Raw genomic sequence first — 18663 nt, 5'->3', positions numbered from 1 at the left:
CCGGGCGCCCGACGCCGCGCGCTGATCCGACAAGATCGGCCGGACAGGCCCTGGCACGCGCCACCACGGCCGAGTGTGCTTCGCCACCCGGCCGTGCCGTACCGTTGGACGCCGGGCGCGCCGGTTGCAGTGCGCGTCGGCTCATCGAATTTCTGCAGAGGAAACACTGCGCACATGACCGCGATCTCGCTCGGTATCCCCTCCCTGCCGCTCAAGCCGCTGGCCAAGCGCCGGTACTCGCGGCAGATCATGGTCGGCAACGTTCCGGTGGGCGGCGACGCGCCGGTCTCGGTGCAGTCGATGACCACCACGCTGACCTCCGACGTCAACGCGACGCTCCAGCAGATCGCCCAGCTGACCGCCTCGGGCTGCCAGATCGTCCGGGTCGCGGTCCCCTCGCAGGACGACGCCGACGCGCTGCCGATCATCGCCAGGAAGTCGCAGATCCCGGTGATCGCCGACATCCACTTCCAGCCCAAGTACGTGTTTGCCGCGATCGACGCCGGCTGCGCCGCGGTGCGCGTCAACCCGGGCAACATCAAGGCGTTCGACGACAAGGTCGGCGAGATCGCCAAGGCCGCCAAGGACGCGGGCGTGCCGATCCGGATCGGCGTCAACGCCGGTTCGCTGGACAAGCGCCTGCTGGAGAAGTACGGCCGGGCGACCCCCGAGGCGCTGGTGGAGTCCGCGTTGTGGGAGTGCTCGCTGTTCGAGGAGCACGACTTCCGCGACATCAAGATCTCGGTCAAGCACAACGACCCGGTCGTGATGATCAACGCCTACCGGCAGCTCGCCGCGGCCTGCGACTACCCGCTGCACCTGGGCGTCACCGAGGCCGGCCCGGCCTTCCAGGGCACCATCAAGTCCGCGGTGGCGTTCGGCGCGCTGCTCGCCGAGGGCATCGGCGACACCATCCGGGTCTCGCTGTCCGCCCCGCCGGCCGAGGAGATCAAGGTCGGCAACCAGATCCTGGAGTCGCTGGGCCTGCGCGAGCGCGGCCTGGAGATCGTCTCCTGCCCGTCCTGCGGCCGCGCCCAGGTGGACGTCTACAAGCTCGCCGAGGAGGTCACCGCCGGCCTGGAGGGCATGGAGGTGCCGCTGCGGGTGGCCGTCATGGGCTGCGTCGTCAACGGCCCCGGCGAGGCCCGCGAGGCCGACCTGGGCGTCGCCTCCGGCAACGGCAAGGGCCAGATCTTCGTCAAGGGCGAGGTGATCAAGACCGTGCCCGAGTCGAAGATCGTCGAGACCCTGATCGAAGAGGCCATGAAGCTGGCCGAGCAGATGCAGGCGGAGGGTGTCGAATCCGGCGCCCCCGTCGTCGTGGCCGGCGAGTGACGGCCTGAAGTCCCCGGCGGGGCCGCCGACTTGGCGGTCCCGCCCGCTGCGAGAGGTGCCTCCCGTGCTCGACCGAGGTGTGATGCTGCCCGGCCCGTTCCAGGTCGCCCGGGCGCTGGCCGCAACCCGCGTACTGGAGACGCCCGACCTCGACGCGGCGCTGGAGATCCTGCACCGCGACCCGGTCGCCAACGCCTTCGTCGCCACCCGGGTGGAGGCCGTCGGCCTCGACCCGTGGCGGCTCGGCGGCGAGATGTGGGGCTGGCACGACGCCGACGGACGGCTCGACGCGCTCTGCTACGCCGGCGCCAACCTGGTCCCGGTCAACGCCGGCCCGGAGGCCGTCCGCGCGTTCGCCGAGCGGGCCCGCCGACAGGGCCGCCGCTGCTCCTCGATCGTCGGCCCGGGCGACGCCGTCGCCGCCCTGTGGGCCCTGCTGGAACGCTCCTGGGGCCCGGCCCGCGACGTGCGCGGCCACCAGCCGCTGATGGCCACCTCCACGCCCGTCACCGAGGTCGAACCCGACCCGCTGGTGCGCCGGGTGCACCGCGGCGAGATCGAGGCGCTGATCCCCGCCTGCGTCGCGATGTTCACCGAGGAGGTGGGGATCTCCCCGCTGGCCGGCGACGGCGGCCTGCTCTACCAGGCCCGGGTCGCCGAACTGGTCTCCTCCGGACGGTCGTTCGCCCGCTTCGGCGAGGACGGCCAGGTCGTCTTCAAGGCCGAGATCGGCGCCGTCACGGCCGGCGCCTGCCAGATCCAGGGCGTCTGGGTGGCCCCCGAGCACCGCGGCAAGGGGCTGTCCGAGACCGGCATGGCCGCGGTCGTCAACACCGCCCTCGCCGAGGTCGCCCCCGTGGTGTCGCTGTACGTCAACGACTTCAACCTGCGGGCCCGCGCCGCCTACCGCCGGGTCGGGTTCCGCGAGGTCGGCGCGTTCATGAGCGTGTTGTTCTGACGGTGCGTCACGGGCGCGAGGGGTCGCGCAGCGGCAGGTGCGCACCCATCACCGCGTACGGCCTGGCCGTGTTCGGGAAGCGCACCGCCGGCGCCAAGTCCCGGTAGCCGAGCGAACGGTAGAGCCGGCGCGCCGGAGTCTCCGCGTCGATCGCCGACAGGATCGAACGGTCCAGGCCGGAGCGCTCGCACAGCGTCCGGATCAGCCGGGTGCCCACCCCCAGGCCCTGGCACTCCGGCAGCACATGCAGCTCGGTCACCGCGAACACCCCGTCCAGCCAGTCCGCGAGGCCGCGCGCCGCCAAGTACGGCTCGATCACCGTCGACCACCAGTGGGTGCGCTGGTTGGGCATCCCGTAGCCGAAACCGACCAGCCGGCCCTGCGCCATCGCCCCCAGCGCGATCACCCCCGGCTGCAGTGCGTGCCGGCCGACGATCGGCAGCCGCACCGCCACCTCCTGCGGACCCAGCCCGAACGCGACCGCCTGGACCTCCAGCACGGCAGGCGCCCACGCCGCCAGGTCGATGGCCTCGATCGTCACCCCGGTGAGCTGCTCCATGAAGCGGGACGTTACTACCTGCCGTCTCGGGCGGCGGACCGCCCCGTCCTCACAGCCAGGCCGCGAACTCCAGATGGAGCTCCGCACCTGCCACGTCGCCCCGGGCCAGCGCCGCCAGCGCGGTGTCCACGGCCCGCAGCAGCGCCCAGGCCCGCACCCGGTCGGCGGGCAGCTCCACCGCCTCCGACAGCTGCGCCAGGCGCCTCCGGGCCGCACCGCGCGGGCCTGGCGCGGCCGCCAGGGTCTCCAGCCGGTCCAGCACCAGCCGGGCCAGGTCGTACGCCCGGTCGCCCACCACCGGCCGCGGTCCGACGGCCAGCCACGGCGAGCGGTCGGCGGCCAGCACCCGCCCGTGGTGGAAGTCCCCGTGCAGCAGCCACCCGCCGCCGTCCGCGGCCAGCGCCACCGCCTCCAGCGCCTCGTCCACCAGCGGAGCCGCGTCCGCCGCACCCGGCAGGGCCCGCCGCTCGGCGATCCGTCGCTCCACAAGGCCGGCGTGCGAGGCGAGGGTGGTGAAGGAGTGCCCGGCGGGCGGCTCCACCCACAGGCGCCGCAGCAGGCTGGTGGCCTCCAGGGTGGCCTTCGTCTCCGCGAGCGAGCGCAGCGGGATCTCGCCGTGCAGCCGCTCCAGCAGCAGCGTCCGCTCCGCCTCGGCCAGCAGCAGTACCGCCCCGCGCCCGGCCCAGACCCGCAGCGCCGCCGCCTCGGCCGCCGCGTCGGCGCCCGGCCGCAGCGCCTTCACCGCCACCGGCGTCCGGTCCTCGGCGCGGTACGCGTACCCGACCACGCTGCTCCGCCCGCCGGGCTCGGCCATGCGTTCCAGCACCAGCCCCCAGTCGGCCAGCCGCCCCGCGAACAGGGAGGGCAGCGCGGCCAGCCACTGCGCCTCGCCCGGATCACCCCCGGCCCGGACCGACTCGGCCAGACGCTCGGGGACGGTGAACTGCGCAGGTTGTGCGGACATACCGTCCATCATCGCGCAGCAGCCGGGGGCTGCTAACTCGCGGCGGGAGTGGGGTCGGTGGGGGCGAGGCCCGGGAGGGCGGGGAGATCGGCGCCCCAGTGGACGGCTCGCAGGGCGGACTCGCGCAGGGCGGCGGCGGCCTGGGGGCGGAGGGCGGTGGTGGCGCACAGGTCGGCGTAGGCGGCGGTGAGCTGGGTCTCCAGGTGGGCCGCGAGTTGGGCGGCGGTGGCTGCGTCCTTGACCTGGAACGGGAGCCGGTAGCCGGGTGCGGCGGCGGTGGGCGAGACGCCGCCGGTGCCGAGCAGCCGCTGCCAGGCGTCCCGGCGGGCCTGGTGGGCGGCGTAGGCGGCGCGGCCGTCCTCGCGCTGCGGGCCGACCGGCAGGAAGGCGCCCACCACGCCGTACCCGTACACGGCGGCGTGTTCGGCGGCGAGCGCGGACTGGAGGGCGTCCGCGTCCGCCGTGGGGAGGGGGACCGGTGCGGGCGACGGGGACGGGGACGCGCCGTCGTCGGTGAGCGGGCCGGTGTCTCCGAGGGCGGCGGCGTGCGCGGCGCCGGAGGCGGCCACCGAGGCGAGGGCCTTGGCCAGCGCGGGGGAGGCGGCGGTCAGGTCGGCCAGCCGCAGGCCCGCGGTGCGGCGTTCGGCCGCGGCCAGGTCGGCGACGCTGCGGGCCGTGCCGGCACCCGCGGTGGGGGAGGAGGAGGGCAGTGACCGGGCGAGGGCCTCGCGGTGCTGGAGCACGTCGTCGCGCAGGTCGCCGAGCCGGTCGGCGTCGGCGGGGCTCGCCGCGAGCACGGCGGCGTAGTCGGCGAGCAGGGCGTCGGTGGCGGCGACCTGGCGCAGCCGCACCGGCCGGTCGGCGTCCTCGGCGGCCTTGCCCGGGGTGTGGTCGTGCTCACCGGTGCAGCCGCAGAGGAGGTGGAGCCCGCCGAGCGCCCCGAGCGCGAGGAAGGACCGCCGTGTGGGCGCGGGCATCGGCACTCCAGCGTGGGTCGTGGGGCCTTGACGACCCGTCGGGAGGGATCATCCCCGAGCCTGGCACTTCCGGCGAGGGCTTCGACCGTAACGGGTGGCTGTGACGTTGCTCGCAGGGGGGCGGCCACGGCCCGGGTCGGAATCGGCGGTTCGGGGGTTGACCGGATAGGCTTCGCGGTGAGTTAGCACCTCCGACAACAGCAGACGCGGCCGAGGAGTCACCCGGATGAGCACCACCCCCACTGACCGGCTGCGCACATTGCTGGAGCCGCTGGCCGCCGAGTCAGGGCTGGACCTCGAAGAGGTCAAGGTGACCCAGGCCGGCAGCCGCCGCCAGGTGCAGATCGACGTGGACGCCGACGGCGGCGTCGACCTGGACGCGATCGCCGAGTTCTCCCGCCTGGTCGGCCAGGCGCTGGACGAGTCGGACCTGATGGGTGACGCCCCGTACCTGCTGGAGGTCGGCTCGCCGGGCGCGGAGCGCCCGCTGAACGAGCCGCGGCACTGGCGCCGGGCGACCGGCCGGCTGGCGGCGATCAAGCTGGTGGACGGCGCGGAACTGACCGCGCGGGTGCTGGAGAGCGACGAGGACGGCGCACTGGTCGAGGTGCAGCCGGTGAAGGGGCGCGGCCGCCCCAAGGAGCGCCGACTGGAGTTCGCGGAGATCGCGCGGGCCCGGGTGCAGGTCGAGTTCAACCGCAAGGACGAGGAACTGCTCGACGCCGCCGCCGACATCGCGGACACGGACGAAGAGGAAGAGGAGGCGTAATCGTGGACATCGACATGAGTGCCCTGCGCGGGCTGGTCACCGAGAAGGGCGTGCCGTTCGACCTGCTGGTCGAGTCGATCGAGTCGGCCCTCCTCATCGCGTACCACCGCACCGAGGGCTCCCGCCGCCGGGCGCGGGTGGAGCTGAACCGCAAGACCGGCCACGTGACGGTATGGGCCCTGGAGGACGCCGCCGAGCTGGACGAGGGCGTGGAGCCCAAAGAGTTCGACGACACCCCGAGCGGGTTCGGCCGGATCGCCGCGTCCACCGCCAAGCAGGTCATCCTGCAGCGGCTGCGGGACGCCGCGGACGACAAGACCTTCGGTGAGTACGCCGGTAAGGAGGGCGACATCGTCACCGGTGTCGTCCAGCAGGGCAACGACCCGAAGAACATCCTGGTCGACATCGGCAAGCTCGAGGCCATCCTGCCGCCGCAGGAGCAGGTTCCGGGCGAGGACTACCGGCACGGCACCCGGCTGAAGTGCTACGTGGTGGGCGTGCGGCGCGGTGTGCGCGGCCCGTCGGTCACGCTGTCGCGGACCCACCCGAACCTGGTGAAGCGGCTGTTCGCGCTGGAGGTCCCGGAGATCGCGGACGGCTCGGTGGAGATCGCGGCGATCGCCCGCGAGGCCGGTCACCGCACCAAGATCGCGGTGTGGTCGCGCCGTCAGGGCCTGAACGCCAAGGGTGCCTGCATCGGCCCGAACGGCATGCGGGTGCGCGGCGTGATGGCCGAGCTGCACGGCGAGAAGATCGACATCGTCGACTGGTCGGAGGACCCGGCCGAGATGGTCGCCGCCGCCCTGTCGCCCGCCCGGGTGACCAAGGTGGAGATCGTCGACCTGGCCCAGCGTTCCGCCCGGGTGATCGTGCCCGACTACCAGCTGTCGCTGGCGATCGGCAAGGAGGGGCAGAACGCCCGCCTGGCCGCCCGCCTCACCGGCTGGCGGATCGACATCCGTCCGGACACCGAGGTCCCCGCCGGGGAATCTTCGGACCGGTAACAACGTTGTTCGAAGCCTCCGGAGATCTACTCGGCGGCGGCGAGTCCCTTCGGAGGGGTAGACTTGAACGTGTCTGGCCGGACGCATGTCCGCGCATGCCCTGAACGCACCTGCGTGGGCTGCCGCAAGCGGGCGGCCAAGCACGAGCTGCTGCGTGTCGTGGCGGGCGAGGGCGAATGCGTCCCCGATCCCCGCGGCACACTGCCGGGCCGGGGCGCGTATCTGCACCCCGAACCGAACTGCCTCGACCTCGCGGTCCGCCGCCGGGCGTTCCCAAGGGCCCTCAGGGTCCAGGGCACGCTCGAACCCGGCGCCCTGCGGGAGTACGTCGGGGCAGGAGCAAGTCCGGCCGACGGTCAGTCGGCCCGCTGACGGGCCTCGCGCCCGGCAACACGCACCAGCGCACGGCAGTGGGTACATCGCCGTGCGCCCAGTCAGGTACCTCGCGAGATGGAAGTAGGTCGAGATTGCGATGAGCACTCGATGAGTACGCGATGAGTACGCCCATGAAGTAGCGACAGTCCGGCGGACGAATACCCCGGACGTATAGACAGGAGCGAAGTGGCTAAGGTCCGGGTATACGAGCTCGCCAAGGAGCTTGGTTTGGAGAGCAAGGCCGTCATGGCCAAGCTGACCGAGCTGGGTGAGTTCGTGCGTTCGGCGTCCTCGACGATCGAGGCGCCGGTCGTGCGTAAGCTGACTGACGCTTTGGGAGCGACCCCGCCGTCCGGCGGCGCGTCCTCCGCGAAGCCTGGCCCGCGGAAGCCCGCGGCGCCCCAGCCGTCCGGCGGTGCCGGTGCGGCTGCACCCAAGCCGGGTGCCCCCACCCCCGGCCCGCGTCCGACCGTGACGCCGGGCCCCCGTCCTACCCCCGCGCCCGCCGCGGGCTCGGCTGCGCCGAAGCCCGCCGGGGCGCCGACCCCGGGCCCGCGCCCGGCTGCCCGTCCGGCTTCGCCGGCCGCGCCCGCCGCGCCCGCCCCGGCGGCCGAGTTCTCCTCCCCGGCTCCGGCCGGTGAGGCTCCGGCGCGTCCGGCCGCCCCGCGGCCGGCCCCGGCCAACCCCGCGGCCCGTCCGGGCCCGCGTCCGGCCGGCCCGCGTCCGGGTAACAACCCCTTCACCTCCGGTGGCGCGTCGGGCATGGCCCGTCCGTCCGCTCCCCGTCCGGGCGGTCCGGCCGGCGAGCGCGGCGAGCGTGGCCAGCGTCCGGGTGCTCCGGGTGCCGGTGCTCCGCGTCCGGGTGCCCCGGCCGGCGAGCGCGGTCCCCGTCCCGGCGACCGTGGTCCCCGTCCCGGCGGTCCGGGTGCGGGTGCTCCGCGTCCGGGTGCCCCGGCCGGCGAGCGCGGTCCCCGTCCCGCTGGTGCCCCGCGTCCGGGTGCTCCGGGTGCCGGCGCTCCGCGTCCCGACGGCATGCCGCGTCCGGCCGGTCCGCGCCCCGGTGCGCCGAGCCCGTCCGGTATGCCCCGTCCGAACCCCGGCATGATGCCGCAGCGTCCGGGCCCGCGTCCGGGTCCGGGTGCCGGTGCGCGTCCGGGTGGTCCGGGTGCGCGTCCGGGTGCCCCGGGTGGCGCCCGTCCGGGCTTCCAGGGCCGTCCGGCCGGTCCGGGCTCGCGTCCGGCCGGTGGCGGCTTCGGCGGTCCCCGTCCCGGCGGTGCCGGTGGCGGCGGCGGCTTCGGTGGCGGCGGTGCCCGTCCCGGTGGCTTCGGCGGTCGTCCCGGTGGCCCGGGTGCCCGTGGTGGCACGCAGGGTGCGTTCGGTCGCGGCCCCGGTGGCCGTCCGGCGCGTGGCCGGAAGTCGAAGCGCGCGAAGCGTCAGGAATACGAGGCCATGCAGGCCCCGTCCGTCGGCGGTGTGATGCTGCCGCGTGGCAACGGTTCGACCGTTCGCCTGTCGCGCGGTGCGTCGCTGACGGACTTCGCGGAGAAGATCAACGCCAACCCGGCCGCGCTCGTCTCCGTCATGTTCAACCTCGGTGAGATGGTCACCGCCACCCAGTCGGTCTCCGACGCCACGCTGCAGCTGCTGGCGGACGAGATGGGCTTCGTGCTGGAGATCGTCAGCCGGGACGACGAGGACCGTGAGCTGCTGGAGTCGTTCGACATCGACTTCGGTGTCGACGAGGGCGACGAGGAGCAGCTGGCTCCGCGTCCGCCGGTCGTGACCGTCATGGGTCACGTCGACCACGGTAAGACCCGACTGCTGGACGCGATCCGCAAGACCAACGTGGTCGCAGGCGAGGCCGGTGGCATCACCCAGCACATCGGTGCGTACCAGGTGGTCACCGAGGTGAACGGCGAGCAGCGCCCGATCACCTTCCTCGACACCCCGGGTCACGAGGCGTTCTCCGCCATGCGTGCCCGTGGTGCCAAGTCCACCGACATCGCGATCCTGGTGGTCGCGGCCAACGACGGTGTCATGCCGCAGACGGTCGAGGCGCTCAACCACGCCAAGGCCGCCGGTGTGCCGATCGTGGTCGCGGTCAACAAGATCGACGTCGAGGGTGCCGACCCGACCAAGGTCCGCGGTCAGCTGACCGAGTTCGGTCTGGTGGCCGAGGAGTACGGCGGCGACACCATGTTCGTCGACATCTCCGCCCGCCAGGGCCTCAACATCGAGGAACTGCTGGAGGCCGTGGTCCTGACCGCGGACGCCTCGCTCGACCTGCGCGCCAACCCCGAGCAGGACGCCCAGGGCATCGCGATCGAAGCCCACCTGGACAAGGGCCGCGGCGCCATGGCGACGCTGCTCGTCCAGCGCGGCACCCTGCGGGTCGGCGACTCGATCGTCGTCGGCGACTCCTACGGCCGCGTCCGCGCGATGCTGGACGAGAACGGCAACAGCCTCTCTGAGGCCGGCCCGTCCCGTCCGGTGCTGCTGCTCGGTCTGACCTCGGTGCCCCGCGCCGGCGACAGCTTCATCGTCGTCGACGAGGACCGCACCGCCCGTCAGATCGCCGAGAAGCGCGCCGCCCGCGACCGCAACGCCTCGATGGCCCAGCGCCGCGTCCGCGTGTCGCTGGAGGGCTTCGAGGCCGCGCTGGCCGCCGGCAACATCGAGAAGCTCAACCTCATCATCAAGGGTGACGTCTCCGGTTCGGTCGAGGCCCTGGAAGACGCCCTCGTCAAGCTGGACGTGGGCGAAGAGGTCGAGCTGCGGGTCCTGCACCGCGGTGTGGGTGCCATCACCGAGTCCGACGTGGACCTGGCGATGGGCTCGGACGCCATCATCATCGGCTTCAATGTGCGCGCCGAGGGGCGTGCCCGTACCGCGGCCGAGCGCGAAGGCGTCGACATCCGGTACTACTCGGTCATCTACCAGGCGATCGAGGAGATCGAGGCCGCGCTCAAGGGCCTGCTCAAGCCCGAGTACGAGGAGGTGCGCCTCGGCTCCGCGGAGATCCGCGAGGTGTTCCGTTCCTCCAAGTTCGGCAACATCGCCGGTGTCATCGTTCGCGAGGGCATCATCCGCCGCAACACCAAGGCTCGCCTGCTGCGCGACGGCAAGGTCGTGGCGGAGAACCTCAACATCGAGGGTCTGCGCCGCTTCAAGGACGACGCGACCGAGGTCCGCGAGGGCTTCGAGGCCGGTGTCACGCTGGGCTCGTTCAACGACATCAAGATCGACGATGTCATCGAGACCTACGAGATGCGCGAGAAGCCGCGCGCGTAACGGCTGCTGACCGGGGTCGGTCGACGGGGTGCAGTTATCCCGTCGACCGGCCCCGGCCGCGCTGTTAGGGTCCTGGCTGTCGGGAATCCTTCGAGGCCCCCAGGCCGGCCAGGCCTGTCACTACATGTATGTAGGTACTCTCACCTTCGACCTGCTCCTCGGCGACGTGCACTCGCTGAAGGAGAAACGGTCGATCGTGCGGCCCATCGTGGCCGAACTGCAGCGCAAGTACAGCGTGTGCGCCGCAGAGGTCGGGAACCAGGATCTGCACCGCAGGGCCGAGATCGGCGTTGCGGTGGTGTCCGGCGACGCCGGGTACGTCAACGAGATCCTGGACAGCTGTGAGCGGCTCGTCGCCGGCCGCCCCGAGGTGATGCTGCTCTCCGCGAGGAGACGGCACCACCACGACGACGACGAATGACCTGCGGGCGTCACCACCGTCACACCCGCATCGGAACCGGAGCGCCCACAAGGCTGGGCGCGGGCGGGTACGTTGGGGAGAGGGCCCCACCGGGTCTAGGTCATGACCCGGGTACCGCGCCTATTGCACGAGGAGGCAAGGCAACGTGACCGACACCGCAAGGGCGCGCAAGCTCGCCGACCGCATTCAGGTGGTCGTGGCGGAGACCCTGCAACGCCGGATCAAGGACCCGCGACTCGGGTACGTCACCATCACGGACGCCCGGGTGACGGGAGACCTCCGCGAGGCCACCGTCTTCTACACCGTCTACGGTGACGAGACCGAGCGGGAGTCCAGCGCGGCCGCGCTGGAGAGCGCCAAGGGCATCCTGCGCTCCGAGGTCGGCAAGCAGACCGGGGTGCGGTTCACGCCGACCCTGACCTTCGTCGCCGACGCCCTGCCGGACAACGCCCGGAACATCGACGACCTGCTGGACAAGGCCCGGCTCTCCGACGCCGCCGTCCGCAGCGCCGCCGCCGGGGCCACCTTCGCCGGCGAGGCCGACCCGTACAAGGCGGCCCGCGACGACGACGAGGACGAGTGACCACGGCCGGGAACCCGGCCGAGTCCGGCGCCGCGGGGGCGGTCTCCACCGTTGAGGTGGAGACCGCCCTCGCGGTGCTTCCGGGCCCTCGCAACGGGTCGTCGCCCGAACCCGGCGCCGGGCCGTCGGACGGGCCGTTCGCACACGAGTGGGCGCGGGCCCTCGAACTGATCGCGGACGCCGACGAGATCGACCTGATCTGCCACATCTGCCCCGACGGCGACGCGCTGGGCTCCGCGCTGGCCGCCGCACTGGCCCTGCGCGGCCTCGGCAAGCGGGTACGGGTGTCGTTCGGCGACGACCCGCAGATCATCCCCGAGTCGCTGTCCTTCCTGCCCGGGCAGGAACTGATCGTCCCGGCCGCCGCGATCCCCGACGCGCCCGCGCTGGTGCTGGCCTTCGACGCCGCCTCCGAGGACCGGCTCGGCCTGCTGCGCGACAAGGCGTTCGCCGCCGCCGACCTGGTGGTCTTCGACCACCACGCCTCCAACCCGGGCTTCGGCGACGTCCGGCTGATCGACCCGTCCGCGCCCGCCACCGCCGTGCTGGCGGACGAACTGCTGCGCCGGCTGCGCGTCCCGCTGGACCAGCCGATCGCGACCTGCCTGTACACCGGCATCGCCACCGACACCGGCTCGTTCAAGTACCGGGCCACCACGCCCGCCACCCACGAGATGGCCGGGCGGATGCTCGCCACCGGGATCCGGCACGACCTGATCTCCCGTCAACTCTGGGACACCACCTCCTTCGGCTTCCTGAAGGTGCTCGCCGGGGCGCTCGAGCGCGCCGTGTTCGAGCCCGAACAGGCCGGCGGGCACGGACTGGTGTGGACCTGGGTGCCGTACCAGGACCTGGCGCTGTTCGGCGTCACCGTCGAGGAGATCGAGGGCCTGATCGACGTGCTGCGCAAGCCCGCCGAGGCGGACGTCGCGCTGGTGCTCAAGCAGGACCCGGACGGCACGCTGCGCGGCTCCTGCCGCTCCCGGGGCGCGGTCGACGTGGCCGCGGCGTGCGCCCGGCTGGACGGCGGCGGGCACGTCTTCGCGGCCGGGTTCTCCGCCCGGGCGGGGGTGCCGGAGACCGTGGAGCGGTTCCGGGTGGCGTTGGCGGAAGAGAGCGCGCGCTAGGCTCGTCCGGTTCGGTGGACGGGCTTTCGACCGGCCGCGACGGCGGCCGCGAAGGCGGTTGCGCAGGAATGCGCGCCAGATTTTGAAACGATGATGAAGCGATGAAGCGTAAAGGGACGGGCCCCGACGGGCTGGTCATCGTCGACAAGCCGGAGGGCATCACCTCGCACGGCGTGGTCGCCAAGCTCCGCTGGCTGGCCGGCACCCGCAAGGTCGGGCACGCCGGCACCCTCGACCCGATGGCCACCGGCGTCCTGGTGATCGGCGTCGAGCGGGCCACCCGGCTGCTCGGGCACCTGATGCTCACCGCCAAGACCTACGACGCCACGATCCGGCTCGGGCAGACCACCGTCACCGACGACCGGGAGGGCGAGGTCACCGGCTCCGCCCCGGCGGACCAGGTGGCGCGGGAGGCGATCGACGCCGAGATCGCCAAGCTCACCGGCGAGATCATGCAGGTGCCGTCCAAGGTCAGCGCCATCAAGATCGACGGCAAGCGCTCGTACGCGCGGGTCCGCGAGGGCGAGGACTTCGAGCTCGCCGCCCGGCCGACCACCGTGCACTCCTTCACGGTGCACGAGGTGCGCCCCGCGGCCGCCGAGGACGGCACGCCGGTGCTCGACCTCGACGTGACGGTCGAGTGCTCCTCCGGCACCTACATCCGCGCGCTGGCCCGCGACCTGGGCGCCGCGCTCGGCGTCGGCGGGCACCTGACCATGCTGCGCCGCACCAAGGTCGGCCCGTACTCGGTCGAATCCGCGCACACGCTGGAGCAGTTGGAGGAGAAGCTCGAGGTCCTGCCGATCGCCGACGCGGCCGCCGCCGCGTTCCCGCGCTGGGACATCGACGCCGAGCAGGCCAAGCTGCTCTCCAACGGCATGCGGCTGCCCGCGCCCGGTCTCGGTGTGGACGGCCCGATCGCGGTCTTCGACCCGGACGGCCGCTTCCTGGCGCTGGTCGAGGAGCACGCCGGCAAGGCCAAGCCGGTCGCGGTGTTCGTCGGCTGACGCCAACTGCCTTGGGCGGCCCCGGTGGAGAGCACTCCGCCGGGGCCGTTCGGCGTCTCAGCGCAGCGCCAGGTGCCAGTCGTTGCTGTGCAGGAAGCGCCCCGAGCGCTGGGGGTACTCGAAGGCGCACGGGCCGGCGTCGGTGAAGCCGAGGCGGGCGCACAGGGCGTTCGAGGGGGCGTTGTCGGTGGCGGGGAAGGCGTGCAGGGTGCCGGGGGTGGTGAGGTCCGCCGCCGTCACCTCGCGCAGCGCGGCCAGCATCAGGCGGCCGGCGGCGAGGGCGATGCCGCGGCCCTGGAACCCGGGCAGGACGTTCCAGCCCGTCTCGTAGATCTCCGCGCCCTGCCAGCCGCGCCGGTGGTAGGCGATCGAACCGGCGGGTTCGCCGTCGGCGAGGACCGCGAACATGACGCCGCCCAGGGTGGGGAGTTCGAGGTAGCGGCGGTGGCGGTGCAGCAGCTGTGCGCCGGTCTCCGGGCCGCCCACGTGCCGGCGCATCTCCGGGGTGTTGATGCGCTCCAGCAGGGCGAAATGGGAGTCGGTCCAGGGGGCGAGGCGGACATCCATGCCGGGATGGTGACAGACGCGGAGCGGCCCGGCCCACGGGTTTTCGGCGGGCGGGAACGGGGCGTTTCGTCCGGCGGGAGCGGGGCGGCCGGGGCGTTGTGCGGCGTGTCGCCGGGGGCGCGCGAGGTGAACGGGCGTGGTGAGCGGGGCGCGCGGGGTGCTGTGGGGCTGGTGGGGGGCAAGCTGACCGGCGGCCGCCGGAGCGGCCGAGGTGCTGGCACGGCGGCAGGAGGACTGGCGGGATGGGCGAGGGCGCGAGCGCCGGTTTCGTGGGCGACCCGGCGCACGGGCTGCTGCGGATCCGGGACGTGCAGGGCCGGCTGTGCGGCCTCGGGTTCGTCGCCGACCGGCAGGGCACGGTGGTGACCGCGCACGAGGCGGTGGCAGGCCTGCCCCGGCTGGTGCTGCACACCCCGGGCGGGCAGTCCCGGGTGCTCGGGCCGGACAGCGTCGACCTGCTGCCGGAGCACGGACTGGCCCTGCTGCGGACCACGGCCGTCGGCGGAGTGCCCGGCCGCGCCCTGCCGATCGGGCGGGGAGACGTCGGCGGCCCCGTCGTGGTGCCGCACCAGCGCCGGGAGGACGGCGTGCCCGCGCTGGCCCGCGGCACCCTGCTCGGCCGGGAGAACGGCCGCTGCGGGGACGGCGCGCAGACCCGGACGGTACCGGGCGTGCTGCTGCTCGACCTCGCGGTGGCGCCGGTGGCCGGCGCGCCCGTGCTCGACCCCGGCACCGGTGCCGTGCTGGGCGTCGTCGCGCCCCGGGTGCGCACCGCCGCCGGGGCCGGGGTGGCCGCCGTCCCGCTGTCCGTCGAGGGCCCGCCCGGCGGCGGCCCGCTCGGGCTGCTGCTGGCCCGCAACGCCTCCGGCGTGCCCGCGTTCGGCCGCGCCCTCAACCTGGCCGGCGGACTGCGCCTGACGGCCGCCCAGCTGGACGCCGCCACCGCCGGGCCCGGCCGGATCACCGAACTCGCCGCCGACCGGGTCGACCGGCCCGACGGCCTGAGCGGCGAGGAACCGCAGGACACCCTGACCGTGCTGCTCGGCGGCGCCGGCAGCGGCCGCACCACCGAACTCGCCGCGCTCGCCGTCCGCCGGGCCGGCGCCGCCGAACCCCTGCCCACGCTGTGGCTGCGCGGCGCCGACCTGGCCCCCGGCGACCGCACCCTCGGCGACACCCTGCACCGCCGACTCGCTGCGGCCGCACGGCAGTTGGGCGTCCCCGAGGTCGGCCCGGCGGAACTCGCCGAACGGTGCGCCGGCGGCGGCCGCCCGCTGCTGGTGGTGCTGGACGGGCCCGAGGAGGCGCCGCGGGCGCTCACCGTGCCCTGGCTGGCCGCCGGTCTGGAGTGGCTGCGCACCCACCACGCCCGGGCCCTGGTCGCCTGCCGGCCCGACGCCTGGGAGCAGCTCGGCCCCTGGCGGGCCGCCGCCCGGGCACTCTGGCTGGGCCCGCTCACCGACGACGCGGCAGCCCGGGCCGGGCGGCGCTACGGCCTGCCCGAGACCTTCCTCGGCCCCGCCGACCGCGGCCACCCGCTGGCACTGCGGCTGGCCGGCGATCTGCGCGGCGCGGGCGCGCTCGGGCCGGTCGCCACCCGCACCGAACTCTTCGACGGCTGGCTCGACCTGGCCTGCCTGACCGTCGCCCGCCGGGTCGCGCTCACCCCCGGCGGGCAGCGCCGCCACCGGCGCGGCGGCCCCGTCCCGCCCGGCGAGGACGCCCGCCAGGTGCGGCGGCTGGCCGCCGTCGCCGCCGGCCGGCTGCACGAGGCCGCCCGGCTGATGCTCGGCGCGGGCGACGGGGCACTGCCCGCCGAGGAGTTCGAGCGGCTGTTCCCGGCCGCGGGCGGCTGGGCGCGGGCCGTTCACGAGGAGCGCCTGCTGGTCCCGGCGGGCGCCGGGCGCCGGGCCGGCCACGAGGAGTGGGGGGAGTGGCTGCAGAGCCTGCACCTGGATCTGGACGCGGCGCTGCGGCTGCTGCTGGCGGAGGGCTCGGCGGGTGAAGTCGACTTCATCGCCGATGAGTTGACGGACCGGAAGATTCTGCCGCCCGCAGCGACCGTCGGCGTGACGGGCCGTCAGGGCGCCGTTGGCCGGGCCCGGGTCGGGGTGGTGGTGGGGGCGCTGCGCCGGGTGGGCGCGGCGCGCGGCGCGGGGGCGCTGGACGGGTGGCTGCACCGGATCCGGCTGACGCTGGAGCGCGCCGAGCCCGGCGGCGACCCGGACTGGTGGGCGGGCCGGCTGCTGACCGACGGCATCGCCGCCAGCCCCGAGCCGGGCGCGCACCGGGAGCTGCTGGAACTGCTGGTCGAGCGGGCCGGATGGGACGAGCGCTTCGGCCCGGCGTTCTGGGCCGGCCTGCCGCTGCCCGCCGCCGACCGGGTCGCGCTGCTCGGGCGACTGGCCGCCGACCCGGACGGCGAGGCGCAGGCGGTGCGGGAGAGCGTCGCGGAGCTGCTCGCCGCCGAGCCGCACACCGTGCTGCCGCTGCTCTGCGGCTGGTACGAGCACGCCGGGCCCGGCGCCGCCGACCTCGCCGACGCGCTGCTGTTCGAGCACCGGGCGCTGGCCCTCGACGAGTTGACGGAGGCACTGGTCGCCGCCGCACACCCGCGCGCCGACGCGCTGCTCGGGCGGCTCGCCGAACGGGAGCCGTCCGCGCTGTGCCGGGCGGTCGACCGGTGGAGCCACGACCCGCGCCCCGAACGGCACGTCGCGGCCGCCGTGCACGCGCTGCGCACCGCCCCGCACGCGGGCGGCTCGGGCGCCCAGCTGCTGCGGCTGGCCGCCCGCGCCCTGCTGGCCCGGGAGGAGGAACCGGCGCTGCACGGCGCGGCCCTGGCGCTGCTGGTGCGCGACCCGCAGGCCCGCGCCGAACACCTGCCGGCGGCGCTGGCCGCGTACCGGGCGGGCGACCCGTTCCTGACCGAGGAGGTGCTGGGCGAACTCGTCGAGGAGTACCCGGCCCAGGTGCTGTCCGCCGTCCGCGAGCGGCTGCGGCTGCCCGGGGCGCGGGACGGCGACGGGCTGCGGGTGCTCGACCGGGCGGCGGACCCGGCGGTGGTGCGCGCCGGGGTGCTGCTCGCCGCCGAACTGCTCCGCGAACAGCCCGAGCGGGCCGGGCAGATCGCCGACCACCTGGACCGGCTGCTGGACGCCGGACGGGACGCCCGCCCGCTGCTGCCCGCCCTGCTCGCCGCCGGCCCCCCGGAGCGGGCCCGCTTCGCGCCGGTGCTGGCCGCCCCCGGGAAGGGCCGTGCGGGCCTGCTGGACGCCCTGCTGGCCGCCGAGCGGCACCCTGCCGTCCTGGGCGCCGTCCTGGAGGCGCTGGCGGCCCGGCACGCCGCCCACCCGCCGTCGCGGGTGCGCGAGTTGCTGCACCGGATCGCCGACCGCTGGCCCGGGGCGGACGCCGTCCTGGTGCGCTGCGCGCGCCGCTGGGCCGGTTTCGCCCGGCTGCTGGCCGACTGGCCCGCGGACGCCGCGCCACCGCCCGCGGGGCCCCGGCTGACCAGGATGCGGACTCTCACCGCCGCCGGCCGGGACCCGCAGCACGCCGCCGCGGAGGCGGAACGGCAGGTGGACCGCCCCGGCGGCCGTCTGACCGGTCACACCGGGGGCCTTCCGGTACCTGGGCAGGGTCGGTCGCATGGCACGCTATAGGGGTTCGGTTTCGGTCTTTCGAGTGCACCGGGTGTGCACACCGTAGGAACAAGGAGCGGTCAGGTGCAGCGCTGGCACGGCCTGGAGGAGATCCCCGGGGACTGGGGGCGCAGCGTCGTCACCATCGGATCGTTCGACGGGGTCCACCGCGGACACCAGTTGATCATCAAGCGAGTGGTCGAGCTGGCCGGGGAGCTGGGGGCGAGGTCGGTCGTCGTCACCTTCGACCCGCACCCCAGCGAAGTGGTCCGCCCGGGCAGCCACCCGCCGCTGCTCGCCCCGCAGCCCCGGCGGGCCGAGCTGATCGAGCAGCTCGGCGTGGACGCCGTCCTGGTGCTGCCGTTCACCGCCGAGTTCTCCAAGGAGTCGCCGGAGTACTTCGTGCGCTCGGTGCTGGTCGACGCGCTGCGCGCGAAGGCCGTGGTCGAGGGCCCCAACTTCCGCTTCGGCCACCGCGCGGCGGGCAACGTGGAACTGCTCGCCGAGCTCGGCCGGGCCGACGACTTCGCGGTCGAGGTGCTCGACCTGCAGGTGCGCGGCGCCGCCGGCGACGGCGAACCGTTCTCGTCCAGCCTGTGCCGCCGCCTGGTCGCGGCCGGCGACATGGCGGGCGTCGCCGAGGTCCTCGGCCGCCCGCACCGGGTCGAGGGCGTGGTCGTCCGGGGCGCCCAGCGCGGCCGCGAACTCGGCTACCCCACCGCCAACGTGGACACCGTCCCCTACTCGGCGATCCCCACCGACGGCGTGTACGCGGGCTGGCTCACCGCCGACGGCGAGTGCATGCCCGCCGCCATCTCGGTCGGCACCAACCCGACCTTCGACGGCACCACCCGCACCGTCGAGGCGTACGCCATCGACCGGGTCGGCCTCGACCTGTACGGCAAGCACGTCGCCGTCGACTTCCTCGCCTGGCTGCGCGGCATGGAGAAGTTCGACTCCATCGACGCCCTGCTCGAGCGGATGGCCGAGGACGTCAAGCGCGCCCGGGAACTCACCGAGCGCCCCTGACCGGCCGCCACACGAAAGCCCCCCGCGATTCGCGGGGGGCTTTTTGACGTGCG

Annotated in this window: 16 protein-coding genes; 12 read left to right on the top strand and 4 right to left on the bottom strand. The window is 74.5% G+C overall.

Translation table 11 applies throughout. The annotated features are described in order from the left end of the window. The first annotated feature begins 174 nt into the window (after positions 1-174). Both ispG and ACFYS8_RS35910 read left to right on the top strand, forming a co-directional pair. A complete protein-coding gene (gene ispG / locus ACFYS8_RS35915) occupies positions 175-1335 on the top strand; it encodes a flavodoxin-dependent (E)-4-hydroxy-3-methylbut-2-enyl-diphosphate synthase (protein ID WP_387649717.1) in 1161 nt (386 codons plus the stop codon). Between the two features lie 82 nt (positions 1336-1417). Then, a complete protein-coding gene (locus ACFYS8_RS35910; RefSeq protein ID WP_387649778.1) occupies positions 1418-2293 on the top strand; it encodes a GNAT family N-acetyltransferase in 876 nt (291 codons plus the stop codon). A gap of 7 nt (positions 2294-2300) precedes the next feature. Here the strand turns inward: ACFYS8_RS35910 and ACFYS8_RS35905 are convergent, their stop codons facing one another. From ACFYS8_RS35905 to ACFYS8_RS35895, 3 genes are read right to left on the bottom strand one after another with little or no spacing between them, the layout of a single operon-like run. After that, complete coding sequence (locus ACFYS8_RS35905; RefSeq protein ID WP_387649715.1) at positions 2301-2852, bottom strand: GNAT family N-acetyltransferase; 552 nt, start codon at positions 2850-2852, stop codon at positions 2301-2303. A gap of 49 nt (positions 2853-2901) precedes the next feature. Further along, the gene (locus tag ACFYS8_RS35900) at positions 2902-3816 is read right to left on the bottom strand and encodes an aminoglycoside phosphotransferase family protein (RefSeq protein ID WP_387649713.1); all 915 of its coding nucleotides are present in this window, start codon (positions 3814-3816) and stop codon (positions 2902-2904) included. Between the two features lie 32 nt (positions 3817-3848). Beyond that, a complete protein-coding gene (locus tag ACFYS8_RS35895; RefSeq protein WP_387649710.1) occupies positions 3849-4793 on the bottom strand; it encodes a ferritin-like domain-containing protein in 945 nt (314 codons plus the stop codon). Positions 4794-5019: 226 nt separating this feature from the next. On the opposite strand from ACFYS8_RS35895, the gene rimP reads away from it, so the two are divergent. The 8 genes from rimP to truB all read left to right on the top strand — a co-directional run bounded on the left by rimP (position 5020) and on the right by truB (position 13370). Further along, positions 5020-5562 carry a ribosome maturation factor RimP gene (gene rimP / locus ACFYS8_RS35890; RefSeq protein ID WP_387649708.1) on the top strand — a complete coding sequence of 181 codons (543 nt, stop codon included), beginning with the start codon at positions 5020-5022 and terminating at the stop codon, positions 5560-5562. Between the two features lie 2 nt (positions 5563-5564). Then, a complete protein-coding gene (nusA, locus tag ACFYS8_RS35885; protein WP_387649705.1) occupies positions 5565-6566 on the top strand; it encodes a transcription termination factor NusA in 1002 nt (333 codons plus the stop codon). A 69-nt stretch (positions 6567-6635) separates the two neighbouring features. Next, positions 6636-6938: a YlxR family protein gene (locus ACFYS8_RS35880; protein ID WP_387649775.1), complete on the top strand. Its 303-nt coding sequence runs from the start codon at positions 6636-6638 to the stop codon at positions 6936-6938. A 189-nt stretch (positions 6939-7127) separates the two neighbouring features. Further along, positions 7128-10232, top strand: a complete 3105-nt coding sequence (infB, locus tag ACFYS8_RS35875) for a translation initiation factor IF-2 (protein ID WP_387649702.1) — start codon at positions 7128-7130, stop codon at positions 10230-10232. Between the two features lie 124 nt (positions 10233-10356). Continuing rightward, complete coding sequence (locus tag ACFYS8_RS35870; RefSeq protein ID WP_073818821.1) at positions 10357-10653, top strand: DUF503 domain-containing protein; 297 nt, start codon at positions 10357-10359, stop codon at positions 10651-10653. Between the two features lie 145 nt (positions 10654-10798). Next, positions 10799-11236, top strand: coding sequence for a 30S ribosome-binding factor RbfA (rbfA, locus tag ACFYS8_RS35865; protein ID WP_387649698.1), 438 nt, complete (start codon positions 10799-10801; stop codon positions 11234-11236). Further along, on the top strand, positions 11233-12363 hold the full coding sequence (locus ACFYS8_RS35860; RefSeq protein ID WP_387649695.1) for a bifunctional oligoribonuclease/PAP phosphatase NrnA: 1131 nt from the start codon (positions 11233-11235) through the stop codon (positions 12361-12363). Before rbfA ends, ACFYS8_RS35860 begins: the two co-directional genes overlap by 4 nt. 101 nt (positions 12364-12464) lie before the next feature. After that, positions 12465-13370 (top strand): tRNA pseudouridine(55) synthase TruB, encoded by a 906-nt coding sequence (gene truB, locus ACFYS8_RS35855; protein WP_387649693.1) that lies wholly within the window; start codon positions 12465-12467, stop codon positions 13368-13370. Between the two features lie 57 nt (positions 13371-13427). Here the strand turns inward: truB and ACFYS8_RS35850 are convergent, their stop codons facing one another. After that, entirely contained in the window at positions 13428-13937 is a 510-nt protein-coding gene (locus ACFYS8_RS35850; RefSeq protein WP_387649690.1) for a GNAT family N-acetyltransferase, read from the bottom strand. Between the two features lie 242 nt (positions 13938-14179). Here ACFYS8_RS35850 and ACFYS8_RS35845 point away from each other — a divergent pair, with 242 nt between their 5' ends. Together ACFYS8_RS35845 and ACFYS8_RS35840 are read left to right on the top strand one after the other, a co-directional pair. Continuing rightward, positions 14180-17602, top strand: a complete 3423-nt coding sequence (locus ACFYS8_RS35845) for a serine protease (protein ID WP_387649687.1) — start codon at positions 14180-14182, stop codon at positions 17600-17602. A 63-nt stretch (positions 17603-17665) separates the two neighbouring features. Beyond that, positions 17666-18610, top strand: a complete 945-nt coding sequence (locus tag ACFYS8_RS35840; RefSeq protein ID WP_387649684.1) for a bifunctional riboflavin kinase/FAD synthetase — start codon at positions 17666-17668, stop codon at positions 18608-18610. Positions 18611-18663 lie beyond the last annotated feature (53 nt).

The organism is Kitasatospora sp. NPDC004615, assembly GCF_042873545.1.
In the GTDB taxonomy this organism is placed as follows: Bacteria; Actinomycetota; Actinomycetes; order Streptomycetales; family Streptomycetaceae; genus Kitasatospora.
Note: the sequence above shows the minus strand (reverse complement) of the source record. Positions and strands in the feature narration are given on the sequence as shown.